This is a genomic window from Caloramator sp. mosi_1, from assembly GCF_028622835.1.
Classification (GTDB): Bacteria; Bacillota; Clostridia; order Clostridiales; family Caloramatoraceae; genus Thermobrachium.
Genome location: NZ_CP117677.1, coordinates 2,427,364 through 2,439,800, shown reverse-complemented (window position 1 = coordinate 2,439,800; position 12,437 = coordinate 2,427,364). Strand labels below are relative to the sequence as shown.

General features: G+C 30.3%; 11 protein-coding genes and 8 pseudogenes. 16 read left to right on the top strand and 3 right to left on the bottom strand.

Annotated elements, in window-relative coordinates; all coding sequences use genetic code 11:
• The first annotated feature begins 72 nt into the window (after nucleotides 1–72).
• The 6 genes and pseudogenes from PL321_RS17200 (at nucleotide 73) to PL321_RS21925 (ending at nucleotide 3,103) form a co-directional block, all read left to right on the top strand.
• Complete coding sequence (locus PL321_RS17200) at nucleotides 73–297, top strand: hypothetical protein (protein WP_273962778.1); 225 nt, start codon at nucleotides 73–75, stop codon at nucleotides 295–297.
• Nucleotides 258–980, top strand: coding sequence for a PASTA domain-containing protein (locus PL321_RS17195; RefSeq protein WP_273962777.1), 723 nt, complete (start codon nucleotides 258–260; stop codon nucleotides 978–980). Before PL321_RS17200 ends, PL321_RS17195 begins: the two co-directional genes overlap by 40 nt.
• A 12-nt stretch (nucleotides 981–992) precedes the next feature.
• Nucleotides 993–1,867, top strand: a pseudogene (gene rsgA, locus PL321_RS17190) (ribosome small subunit-dependent GTPase A).
• Between the two features lie 2 nt (nucleotides 1,868–1,869).
• Nucleotides 1,870–2,579, top strand: a pseudogene (gene rpe, locus PL321_RS17185) (ribulose-phosphate 3-epimerase).
• A 19-nt stretch (nucleotides 2,580–2,598) separates the two neighbouring features.
• Nucleotides 2,599–2,808, top strand: coding sequence for a hypothetical protein (locus tag PL321_RS21930; protein ID WP_443110836.1), 210 nt, complete (start codon nucleotides 2,599–2,601; stop codon nucleotides 2,806–2,808).
• 154 nt (nucleotides 2,809–2,962) lie between these two features.
• The gene (locus PL321_RS21925; protein ID WP_443110835.1) at nucleotides 2,963–3,103 is read left to right on the top strand and encodes a hypothetical protein; all 141 of its coding nucleotides are present in this window, start codon (nucleotides 2,963–2,965) and stop codon (nucleotides 3,101–3,103) included.
• Between the two features lie 532 nt (nucleotides 3,104–3,635).
• Here the strand turns inward: PL321_RS21925 and rpmB are convergent.
• A complete protein-coding gene (gene rpmB / locus PL321_RS17180) occupies nucleotides 3,636–3,827 on the bottom strand; it encodes a 50S ribosomal protein L28 (protein ID WP_027307423.1) in 192 nt (63 codons plus the stop codon).
• A gap of 230 nt (nucleotides 3,828–4,057) precedes the next feature.
• Between rpmB and PL321_RS17175 the strand changes: the two are divergent.
• The 10 genes and pseudogenes from PL321_RS17175 to coaD all read left to right on the top strand — a co-directional run bounded on the left by PL321_RS17175 (nucleotide 4,058) and on the right by coaD (nucleotide 11,293).
• Nucleotides 4,058–4,406 (top strand): annotated as a pseudogene (locus PL321_RS17175) (Asp23/Gls24 family envelope stress response protein).
• Nucleotides 4,407–4,463: 57 nt separating this feature from the next.
• Nucleotides 4,464–6,067, top strand: a pseudogene (locus PL321_RS17170) (DAK2 domain-containing protein).
• A 116-nt stretch (nucleotides 6,068–6,183) separates the two neighbouring features.
• A pseudogene (locus PL321_RS17165) lies at nucleotides 6,184–6,569 on the top strand (OB-fold nucleic acid binding domain-containing protein).
• Entirely contained in the window at nucleotides 6,536–6,631 is a 96-nt protein-coding gene (locus PL321_RS21920; RefSeq protein ID WP_443110834.1) for a hypothetical protein, read from the top strand. Before PL321_RS17165 ends, PL321_RS21920 begins: the two are co-directional and overlap by 34 nt.
• Before the next feature lie 259 nt (nucleotides 6,632–6,890).
• Nucleotides 6,891–7,511 carry a DEAD/DEAH box helicase gene (locus PL321_RS17160; protein ID WP_273962776.1) on the top strand — a complete coding sequence of 207 codons (621 nt, stop codon included), beginning with the start codon at nucleotides 6,891–6,893 and terminating at the stop codon, nucleotides 7,509–7,511.
• A 20-nt stretch (nucleotides 7,512–7,531) separates the two neighbouring features.
• A complete protein-coding gene (locus tag PL321_RS17155; RefSeq protein WP_337961210.1) occupies nucleotides 7,532–8,179 on the top strand; it encodes a helicase-related protein in 648 nt (215 codons plus the stop codon).
• Between the two features lie 101 nt (nucleotides 8,180–8,280).
• Entirely contained in the window at nucleotides 8,281–8,478 is a 198-nt protein-coding gene (locus tag PL321_RS17150) for an alpha/beta-type small acid-soluble spore protein (protein ID WP_273962775.1), read from the top strand.
• Between the two features lie 312 nt (nucleotides 8,479–8,790).
• Nucleotides 8,791–10,145 (top strand): annotated as a pseudogene (gene gdhA / locus PL321_RS17145) (NADP-specific glutamate dehydrogenase).
• Between the two features lie 103 nt (nucleotides 10,146–10,248).
• Nucleotides 10,249–10,801: pseudogene (gene rsmD, locus PL321_RS21915) on the top strand (16S rRNA (guanine(966)-N(2))-methyltransferase RsmD).
• A gap of 1 nt (nucleotide 10,802) precedes the next feature.
• Nucleotides 10,803–11,293: pseudogene (gene coaD, locus PL321_RS17130) on the top strand (pantetheine-phosphate adenylyltransferase).
• On the opposite strand, the gene PL321_RS17125 reads toward coaD, so the two are convergent.
• On the bottom strand, nucleotides 11,277–11,783 hold the full coding sequence (locus tag PL321_RS17125) for a hypothetical protein (RefSeq protein ID WP_273962772.1): 507 nt from the start codon (nucleotides 11,781–11,783) through the stop codon (nucleotides 11,277–11,279). The pseudogene coaD and the gene PL321_RS17125 sit on opposite strands and share 17 nt — an antisense overlap.
• Before the next feature lie 193 nt (nucleotides 11,784–11,976).
• Nucleotides 11,977–12,252: a hypothetical protein gene (locus PL321_RS17120; RefSeq protein WP_273962771.1), complete on the bottom strand. Its 276-nt coding sequence runs from the start codon at nucleotides 12,250–12,252 to the stop codon at nucleotides 11,977–11,979.
• Nucleotides 12,253–12,437 lie beyond the last annotated feature (185 nt).

Sequence of the window (12,437 nt, the reverse complement as noted above, 5' to 3'; positions counted from 1 at the left end):
GGAACCTATTGAAATAGATGTAACTATACCAAAGGCTGTAAATGATATAGTTAAAAAGCATTAGAGAAGGATATGTTTAAAAGATATCAAAGTGCAAAGGAGCTAATAGAGGATATTATAAAGGTTAAAGAAAATCCAAATGCTGTAATTAATAACTTTGATGAAACCCAGTCAACAAGAATAATTGACGCAAAGGAGTTAGATAAGGCTCTTAAGAATAAAAGAAGAAGAGTATTATTAAACCTTTATTTATTACGTTGTCTGTTTTGGTTGTATTGTTTACAGCAGGTTATATAGTTTTTAATAAAAATTTTATTGTTAAGGATGTTGAAGTACCTAACCTAATAGGTTTAAGTGAGGAGGAAGCAAAATTAAGACTTGATCCCTTAAAATTAAAACTTGAGGTTGAAGGAAAGGAATATAGTGATAAACCTGAGGGAACCATAATAAAAATGTATCCTGAGGATGGAATAAAGGTTAAGGAAGGTTCTACAATAAGAGTAAAACTGAGTGCAGGACAGAAAAAAGTACTTGTGCCTGATTTAAAGGGGCTGGATTTACTTGAGGCTGAAATACTTCTAAAAAGCAATGGTTTAAAGAGAGGAAATATAGAAAGAAAATATAGTGACGAAGTAGATAAAAATAAAATAATGGATCAAGATCCAAAACCAAATACCGAAGTTATAGAAGGAACAGAAATTAATATAGTCATTAGTGATGGCAAAGAAGAAAAGTTTACTAAAGTACCAATACTTTTAGGTAGAAGCATAGATGAAGCAAAGCAAGCTCTTGCAGCAGCGAATTTAGTATTAGGAAATATAACCTATGGATATGATTCAAAATATATTGAAGATGTTATTATTTCCCAAGATTTTGCAGCTGGAGTAACAGTAAACGAAGGAACTATGATTAACGTAGTTATTAATAAAAAGGAACTTGAACAAACTGAAGAACAAAATAACACAGGAAATAATCAATAGGGAGGTTATAAGATGCAGCAAGGCCGTATTGTAAGAGGCATTGCAGGATTTTACTATGTGAAATTAGACGATGGCAGTATAATTGAGTGTAAAGCAAGAGGAAAATTTAGAAAGGATAAATTGTCTCCAATTGTTGGAGACAATGTTATTGTTGATAGGATTGATGAAGAAAAAGGAATCATTGACAAAATAATGCCGAGGAAAAATGAATTGATAAGACCTCAAGTAAGTAACATAGACCAAGCAATACTTGTATTTGCACTTAAGGACCAGATATTAGCCTTGAGGTACTTGATAGGATTTTAGTTCTTACAGAGTATAATAACATTGATGCTGTGATTTGTTTTAATAAATGTGATCTTGATGTAGACAATAAATTTGATTACTTAAATAAAATTTATAGTAATATAGGATATAAAGTTATTAAAACAAATGCAAAAACCGGTGAGGGTATTGAAGAAATAAAAGAAATTTTAAAGGATAAGACAACTGTATTTGCTGGGCCATCAGGTGTTGGTAAATCAACAATATTTAATAAAGTTCAAAATAAAGTAGTTATGCAAACAGGCGAAATAAGTAAAAAGGTAAGCAGAGGTAAGCATACTACACGACACGCAGAATTAATTGATATTGATAATAACACATATTTAGTAGATACCCCTGGTTTTTCATTAATAGATCTATCCTTCATTGATATAGAAGAACTTCAAAATTGTTTTAAAGAGTTTAATCAATACAGTTTAGGATGTAAATTTACATCCTGCCTTCATTATAAAGAAAAAGATTGTATGATAAAAAATAAGGTAGAGGAAGGTATAATATCAAAGGATAGATATGATAACTATATAAAATTTTTAACTGAGCTACAACAAAATAGGAGGTACTAATGATGATAAAGATTGCACCATCAATTCTTTCAGCAGATTTTTCAAGATTATATGAAGACATAAAAAGGTTGAAGAAGCTGGAGCAGATTACCTTCATATTGATGTTATGGATGGACATTTTGTTCCTAATATTACAATTGGTGCACCAGTTGTTAAGGCAATAAGAAAAAATAGTAATTTAGTATTTGATGTTCATCTAATGATAGAAAATCCAGACTTTTATATTGAAGATTTTGTAAATGCTGGGGCGGATATTATAACTGTTCATGCTGAGGCCTGCAGACATTTAAACAGAACAATACAAAATATTAAGAGTTTTGGAAAGAAAGTAGGTGTAGCATTAAATCCAGCAACTCCCTTAAGTGTTTTAGATTATTCTTTAGAGTATATTGATATGGTATTGATTATGACTGTTAATCCAGGTTTTGGAGGACAGAAGTTTATCCCAAATATGATAGAAAAGATTAAAAAGCTGAAGACTACTATACATTCGAGGGGATTGGATGTAGATATTGAGGTAGATGGTGGAATAAAGTTAGATAATTTTAAAGAAGTTGTTGAGGCAGGAGCTAATGTATTAGTTGCAGGTTCTGCAATATTTGAATCAGATGATATTAAAAAACAACTAGTCAATTTAAAAAGTGGTGAAAAAATGAAGGCAGTAATTATAGCACACGGCTATGACTCTAAAGAAGCTTTTAAAAAGAGTTAAAGGATACTGATGTTGTAATCTGTTCAGATGGTGGAGCAATTTATGCTATGCAGGAGGGGTTATTCCAAATATTATAATTGGAGACTTAGATTCAATAGATAAGAAGGTATATGAATATTTTTTAGAAAAAGGAGTAAAAATAGTCTCTTACCCTAAAGAAAAGGATTTTAGTGATACTGAGCTTTGTATTGATTATGCCCTAAATTTAGGTGCTAAAAAATATGTATAATTAGCGGTATTGGTTCAAGAATAGATCATAGTTTAATTAACATTAATTTGTTGTATAAAATAATAAATAAAGGTATAGATGCATATATTGCCACAGATTCAGCGTACATATATATTTGTAAAGATTTTTAGAAGTAGAGGGTGAAGTAGGAGAGATATTATCTTTAATACCTTTAACGTTAGTAGTCGATGGTATAACAACGGAAGGTTTAAAGTATAAATTGATAGACGGCAGAATATCATTAGGACAGTCAATAGGAGTTTCAAATGAATTTATTGAAAAAAGTGCTCTATAAAGGTTAAGGAAGGTATACTAATTGTTATAAAACAAAAACAAACTTAATGTATTATCAATAAAGTAGATATGCATTAGAATCTATTGCTTGTTAAATCAATTTTAAATAATTTATAAAAATTCCCATAGTAGATGCATATAATAATATAAAGCATTTATTATGGGGTTTTTTATATGAATTATAAATATAAAAAACTTTTATCATATTTTTTAATAGGAATAGGAATAGTTTTAATATTAACTTTTTGCCTTTATGGATATGGATGACTGCAATAGGTGTTGTTTTTATATATCTTGGAATTAAGTACTATAACAATTTTTAGGGGATGAAAATGAATTATTTAAGAAAGATTAAGAAGATATGGTGTGATAGATATTATGTGGGGTTGTTACTTATATTTTTGGATTAGGCTTAATTTTAGCAATTCTTGCACCTTGGTGGATTTGGGTTTTAATTGTAGGGATTTGTATTATAATATATGGTATAAATAAAATATGGTAAAATAAAAAATGTGCTTATATAAGCACATTTTTTATAGAGCACGTTGTACTTTTCCTGAACGTAGGCATCTCGTACAAACATATATACGCTTAGTTTGACCATCTACAACAGCTTTAACTCTCTTAATGTTTGGAGCCCAAGTTCTGTTTGATTTACGGTGTGAGTGGCTGTATTGTACACCAAATACTAGTCCTTTATTGCATATTTCGCATCTTCTTGACATTGTATTACACCTCCTTTATGAAGTCGCTTGCTTTGACTGTAAATATTTTATCAGATATAAAAAATAATTGCAACCGGAGTAATCATCCTATTACATTATATATTTATTTTTTCGATTTGTAAAGTGTTTTTACTTTACAGTTGATTAATTTTTATATTATATATCTTGAATAAAAAATGTATTTAATATACAATTAATAAATAGAATAAGAAGTTTTGGGAGGTTTAAAAATGGCTGTTAAGTTGAACAATGAGTTTGGTTTTATAGAATACTCAGATGAAGTTTTAGTAAATATAGCTGGCGCTGCTACAATGGAGTGTTATGGAGTTGTTGGAATGGCTTCAAAAGAGCAAGTGACGGTTTTTGGGAATTATTAAAAAGAGAAAATTTAGGTAAAGGGGTTAAAATAATATCTGAAGAGGATGGAGTTGTAATAAATTTATACATCATAGTTGAATATGGTACAAAGATTTCAGTTATAGCAGATAATATAATGCAGAAGGTTAAGTATACAGTTGAAGCTTTAACAGGAATAAATGTAAAAGAATTACTGTAAATATTCAAGGAATAAGAGTGTAATGTTAGGAGGTACTGACTTTGAAGATTAGTGTTATTGATGGACATAGTTTAAAAAATATGATAATAAATGGTGCATATGAACTGGAAAGAAATAAAGAAATGGTTAATGCACTTAACGTTTTTCCTGTTCCAGATGGTGATACAGGAACCAATATGTCAGCAACTATGATGTCAGCGGTAGCAGAACTTAACAAAGTAACAAACGAAAATATAAAAGCAGTTGTTGATGCAGCTTCTATGGGAACACTAATGGGGGCACGTGGTAATTCAGGTGTAATTCTTTCTCAGCTTATAAGAGGATTTGCAAAATTTTTAAAGGATAAAGAAAAAGTAACTACAAAGGATTTTGCTCTTGCTCTAAAAGAGGGAGTAGCAACTGCCTATAAGGCTGTTATGAAGCCAACAGAAGGTACTATTTTAACAGTATCAAGGGAATCAGCGGATAAAGCAATTGAAATAGCAAAACATACATCAGATTTTGAAGAGTTTTTAAATTTAGTTTGTAAGGCAGCGGAGGATTCATTAAATAAAACTCCTGAAATATTACCTGTTTTAAAACAAGCAAATGTAGTTGATGCAGGTGGAATGGGCCTTCTTGTAATATATAAGGGTATGCTTAGATACATAAGAGAAGGTAAAGTAGAAGAGCTTAAGAAGGATATTGAAACAATAAAAGAGGAGAAAATAACAGCTCAGGATGTCTTTAATACAGAGGATATCAAATTTGCCTACTGTACTGAATTTTTATAAAAACAAAGGGAGCTGATCCTGATAAATTTAAGAATAAGATAGAACACCTTGGAGACTCTATGGTTGTGGTTGGTACAGAAGAATTAATAAAGGTTCATATTCATACCAATAATCCTGGTATAGTTCTTGAAGAGGCGTTAAAAATAGGGGAACTAATGAAGATAAAAATAGATAATATGAAGGAACAACATAGACATATTGTTGATGATGAGGATGAAAAGATAAAAGTAAACAATTCAGTTAAACAGGAAGAGAAGGAATATGGAATTGTAACTGTTGCAATGGGTGATGGAATAACAAATATATTTAAGGACTTAGGAGTTGACTTTGTAATAGAAGGCGGCCAAACTATGAATCCAAGCACACAGGACATTTTATCTGCAATTAATAGTATTAATGCTAAAAATATTTTTGTTTTACCAAATAACAGCAACATAATTTTAGCTGCAGAACAGGCAAGGGATTTATCAAGCAAAAATGTATTTGTTGTACCTACTAAGAGTATTCCACAAGGTGTAACTGCACTTGTATCCTTTGATTATGATGCAAAACCAGAGGAAAACTATGAAACATTATGCGAAGTAATAAAAACAGTCAAAACAGGTCAAGTTACTTACGCAGTTAGAGATACAGTATTTAATGATGTAGAAGTTAAAGAGGGCAATAAAATCGCTATAGCAAACGGTAAATTAATTGAAGCCTCTGAAAGTCTTGAAGAAATTACAATAAAGCTTATAGATACGTTAGTAGATGAAAATAGCCAATTAATTACGATATTCTATGGTAATGGAATAACTGAGGAAGAGGCAGAAAATATACAAAGCAAATTGGAAGAAAAATACAAAAATGTTGATGTTACCGTTTATTACGGTGGACAACCACTTTACTATTATTTAATATCAGTTGAATAATTTAAGTAAACGCCATGGATTATACAAGTTCATGGCGTTTAAAAATAAAAAGGACGTGAATATATGGATATTAGATATTTAAAGGGCGTTGGAGAAAAAATGCACAATATTTAAATATGCTTGGAATAAAAACTGTTGAAGATGCTATTTATTATTTTCCAAGAGATTATGAGGATAGAGCAAATATAAAAAGATAAAAGATTTAAAGGATGGAGAAGTAGCAACACTAATTGTAGAAGTTGCATTAATTAATGGTACTAAAAAAACACAGACAGGAAAAAGATTAACCTCTATAGTTTTCAAGGATGATACAGGGTATATTACTGGTATATGGTTTAATCAACCTTATATGAAGAAAACATTTAAAATAGGTGAAAAGGTACTTCTTTATGGTAAAATAAATAGAAGATTTGCTGAATTACAGATAGTAGATCCAAAATATGAAAAAATTATGAGGAGTCCTTTGATATTAGTGAAAATATTTTACCTATATATCCATTAAATAAATATTTAACACAAAAAAGCTTAAGAAAAATAATTAAAAATGCCTTAGAAAAAAAGTAGAAATAGTTAAGGATATACTACCTTACAAGTTGCTGAAGGAATTTAATCTATTAGATATCAATACAGCTTTAGATAATATCCATTTTCCAAAAAGCAAACATATGCTTAATAAAAGTATTTATAGATTGAAGTTTGAAGAGTTACTTGTTTTACAACTTGGGTTACAATATTTTAAAAAAGTATAAGTTCTGATTTAAGTGCATATCCTATACAATTATCGGATAGATTAAAGGATTTAAAGGAAGCTTTACCATTTGAATTGACAAACGCACAATCAAGAACAATTAGAGAAATATTACTTGATATGAAGAAAAATAGACCTATGAATAGATTGGTTCAAGGTGATGTAGGTTCTGGTAAGACTGTAATTGCAGCAATAGCAATGTTTAATTGTGCAATGGCAGGGTATCAAGCTGCTATGCTGGCACCTACGGAAATATTAGCAGAGCAGCACTACCATTCAGTAAAATCGCTTTTAGATAGATTTGGATTGAATATAGAGTTAATAACAGGAAGTACACCTAAAAAACAGAAGGAAAATATTTTAGATGCACTTTTAAGGGGAGAAATAGACATAATAATTGGTACACACGCATTATTGCAAGAAAATGTTGAATTTAAGAATTTGGCTCTGGTAGTTACAGATGAACAGCACAGATTTGGTGTTAGACAAAGGTCCTGTCTTATTTCAAAGGGTCATAATCCCCACGTTCTGGTTATGACTGCAACACCAATACCAAGAACACTGGCTTTGTTTCTATACGGTGATATGGATATATCGATAATAAATGAACTACCAAAGGGTAGACAAAAGATAGATACTTATTTTGTTAGAAGTACAATGAGGGAAAGAGTTTATAATTTTATTAAAAAGAGGTAGAGGAAGGCAAGCAAGCATATATTGTATGTCCGTTAGTTGAGGAATCTGAAAAAATAGATGCAATATCAGCTGAGGAAGCATATGAATATCTTGTAAATAGTGTATTTAATGGAAATAAAAATATGGCGGCTATATTGCACGGCAAAATGTCAAATGAAGAAAAAGATTTAATAATGTGTAATTTTAAAGAAGGAAAAATAAAGGTTTTAGTATCTACGACTGTTGTAGAGGTAGGAGTAAATGTTCCTAATGCTACAGTTATGGTAGTAGAAAACGCTGAGAGATTTGGTCTTGCACAACTACATCAATTAAGAGGAAGAGTAGGAAGAGGCAATTTAAAGTCCTATTGCATATTAATATCAGATGCTACAAATAAGGATTCAATTGAAAGATTGGGCATTATGACAAAAACAAATGATGGTTTTGTTATATCTGAAAAGGATTTAGAACTCAGAGGAACAGGTGAACTTTTTGGACTTAGACAGCACGGATTACCAGACCTCAAGATAGCTGATATTATTAAAGATATTGAAATTTTAAAGGAGACTAAAGATTTAGCTAAAAAGATAATAGAAGATAATTTAATAGATAGCGATGACTTTATACCTTTAAAAAATAAAATAAATTTGTTATTTAAAGAAAAAATTGATACAGCTACATTCAACTAACAAAAATAGCACCTCTGTTAATGGTTGTCTTAAATTACTAGAGTAAAAAAATCAAAAAGGGTTAAATTAATAATAGAAAAACAAACAGGAGGTGCAGTAAAATGAAAAACAGAACAATAGTACCTGAAGCAAAGGCAGCATTAGAACAGTTCAAATATGAGGTGGCAAATGAAATAGGAGTTCAAGTTCCAACATCAGGATATTGGGGAAATATGACATCAAGAGATTGTGGTTCAGTTGGTGGCTATATGGTTAAGAAAATGGTTGAAGCTTACGAAAGAAATTTAGCAGGTAAATAACAATACAAAGAAAAGGGGCCTTTAATTAGGCTCCTTTTCTTTGAGGCTGTTGAAAAAGCTATAATATGTTTGGACTCCTTGAAGGATTTCCTTGGCATTCCTTTTGCATTTCTTCATTTTTAAAAAGAACAAAAAATTCTTAACAAAAATTAAAATTATTCAAAAAATAAAGAAAAACGTAATATAAAGAATAAGAATTTAAAAAATAATGAAATAAACGATTATTTCGACTTGATAAAATGAAGGAAATAATGCATAATATTATTAGAAGATTGCGAAAGCAAGAGGGGTATTTAAATGGTAAAAGTAAAAATGTCACCAGCTGATTATGTTGCAAACGTAATTGAAAATGTTAAGAAGAGAAATCCTCACGAACCAGAATTTAATTTTTACAAGCTGTTGAAGAAGTTTTACCTTCATTAATTCCAGTTTTAGAAAAACATCCAGAGTATATTGAAGAAAATCTATTAGAAAGATTTTGTGAACCAGAAAGACAAGTAATGTTTAAAGTGCCATGGGTTGATGATCAAGGAAACTTACATGTAAATAGAGGATTTAGAGTTCAGTTTAATGGTGCAATTGGTCCATATAAGGGAGGATTAAGATTCCATCCATCAGTAACATTAAGCGTAATTAAGTTCCTTGGATTTGAACAAATATTAAAAAATTCATTAACAGGGCTACCAATAGGCGGAGGAAAGGGAGGATCAGATTTTGATCCAAGAGGAAAATCAGATGCTGAAATAATGAGATTCTGTCAAAGCTTTATGACAGAGCTATACAGACATATTGGTCCGGATGTTGACGTACCAGCAGGAGATATTGGTGTAGGTGCAAGAGAAATAGGATATTTATACGGTCACTACAGAAGAATTAGAGGTGCCTTTGAAAACGGAGTATTAACAGGAAAGGGCTTATCATATGGAGGAAGCTTAATAAGACCAGAAGCAACAGGTTATGGAGTTACATATTTCTGCCAAGAAATGTTAAAGCACGATGGAGAAACATTTGAAGGTAAGACAGTTGCTGTTTCAGGATTTGGTAATGTTGCTTGGGGTGCTTGTAAAAAGGTTGCTGATTTAGGTGGTAAGGTTGTTACTCTATCAGGACCAGATGGATATATTTATGATCCAGATGGAGTTGTAGGTGAAAAGATTGATTATCTATTAGAGATGAGAAATTCAGGTAGAGATAGAGTACAAGACTATGCAGATAAGTTTGGTGTTCAATTCTTCCCTGGAGAAAAACCTTGGGGTGTTAAGGTTGATATAGTAATGCCTTGTGCTACACAAAATGACATACATTTAGAACATGCAAAGCAAATAGTAGCTAATGGAGTTAAGTATGTTTGTGAAGGTGCTAATATGCCTTGTACAAATGAAGCTATTCAATATTTCTTAGAAAATGGAGTAGTTGTAGGACCAGCAAAGGCTGCAAATGCAGGTGGTGTTGCAACATCAGCTCTTGAAATGTCACAAAATAGTATGAGAATGTCTTGGACAGCAGAAGAAGTAGACCAAAAACTACATCAAATAATGGTAAATATCTATAATAATGTAGTTAAGGCATCAGAAGATTACGGATTTGGATACAATCTTGTTGCAGGTGCAAACATTGCAGGATTTATTAAGGTTGCTGATGCAATGCACGCTCAAGGAAATTATTAATAAAAGGAACCCTTCGGGGTTCTTTTTATTGCTTTCTGGTTCGTATTTTACTTTTTGCAATATGTGTTAAAATATTTTAAGGCTTATGTAAGGAGGGCATTATATGAGAATAATAACAGGTATTGCAAGAGGTAGAGTTATAAAGGCACCAGAGGGACTTAATACAAGGCCAACTTCAGATAGAGTAAAGGAATCAATGTTTAATATATTAAATTATCATTATAGTTATGAGAATGTATTAGATTTATTTGCTGGTAGTGGCAATTTAGGCTTAGAAGCTATAAGCAGAGGGGCTAAAAATGTATTTTTATTGAGCAAAGTAAAGAGGCCTATAATTATTTGGTTGATAATATAAAAAATCTTAAGTTTGATGAATATAGTGAACATTATAAACAGGATGCCTTTATAGCATTAGAACTTTTAGCAAGGCGTGGAGAAAAATTTGATCTTATTTTTTAGATCCACCCTATGGTAAGGGATTAGTTGAAAAGTCTATCGAGATAATATACAAAAAAGATTTATTAAACGATAATGGTGTTATTGTTTCTGAACAGGATGTAAATGATGTTATCCCAGATAAAATTGGGAATATTAAAAGGACAAGAATTGAAAAATATGGTCGTACAACTATAGCTTTTTGGAGTAAGGAGGAATAGAATGTCAAAAATAGTTGTTTACCCAGGGAGTTTTGACCCAATAACCAATGGGCATCTTGATATAATTCAAAGAGCATCAAAGATTTTCGATAAGGTAATAGTTGCAGTGTTAGAAAATCCTGAGAAAAAAATCCCCTCTTTAATTCAAAGGAGAGGGTAGAACTTATTAAAAGAGTAACAAAAAATATTGAAAATGTTGAGGTTGAAAGCTTTAAGGGGCTTTTAATAGATTTTATGAGGGAAAAGGAATCTAAAATCATAATTAAGGGTCTTCGTGCAGTGTCAGATTTTGAGTATGAATTTCAGATGGCTCTTATGAATAATAAGTTAGACGAAAATATTGAAACTTTGTTTATGATGACAAGTAGTCAATATTCCTATTTAAGCTCATCATCAGTTAAGCAGGTAGCAATGTATGGTGGGTGCTTAAAGGGGTTAGTGCCAGATGAAATCATAATTGACATAAAGGACAAATTTAAATCAAATCGTTAATTATTTTTTTCAATAAAAAATATAATGTATTTAGTATAAATATAAGTGTTAATAATAAAATGTTCGTAAATATAAACAAACTATTAATATTTATACTGTTTTGTAACATAAATGTATTTATATTCATATATTTACATATTAAATAACAAACTATAGCAGAAAGAAGACCGTGATTTATTTTTGCAAGTATATAATTTTTAAAATTAATATTACAACCATTAAGAACTCCCTTTACCTGGTACAGTATTGAGATACTACTAAAGGATAGAATAAAACTTATTAATAAAAGTTTATTAGACATATTAGATGAGACAAGTAGTTTACAGCCGTTGGATATTTCAAAAAGTGATTTAATAAAAATTGAAAGAATAGAACTATCTATCCTAAACACATTTGACAATAATAAGGAAAGTAGATTAAAAAAATTTATTGCATCTAATAGGTTAATTACAACTGAAAATAGTATTATATATCCAGATATAAATCCCATAGTTATAAGGGAATTTTTAATTGAATTATTTAGATTTATCGTAGTATTTTTATGTTCATATATGTATTCTTTTTTTCTCTTTTAGAAAATAGATTACATATAATACCATTTAATATAGAACCAATAATGTGGGAGGCATATAATATATAGCCTAATAGATTGCTTTTTAACATACCAGCACCTACAGCACCTATTATGAATAGAGGACCAGAGGTGCTGCTGAAGGTAAGTATTTTTCCCCTTCTTTAGGGGTTATTTTTGCTTCAATAAGTTCCTTAACAACTTTTGCCCCAGCAGGATAACCGGAAAAAATACTTATAATAAAAGCGTAGGCACCATAACCTGATGTTTTAAATATTTTATTTATTGGTTTATTAAAAATATATGCTATATTTTCTGCAATTCCTACTGACATCAGCAAATCATTAATAATAAAAAATGGGAAAAGAGATGGAAAAACCGTATACAAAAATAGACTTAGCCCCTCCTTTGCAGAATTTAAAGATACATTAGGATTTAGAACTATTAAAATTAGAAACATTAAAATAATTAATTTTATTCCTAAACTATTATATTTTTTATTAATAGTAATATAAATGATACTGCAATTAGAATGAAATAAAACTTTTCCATAGCCACCTCGAATATATTTTT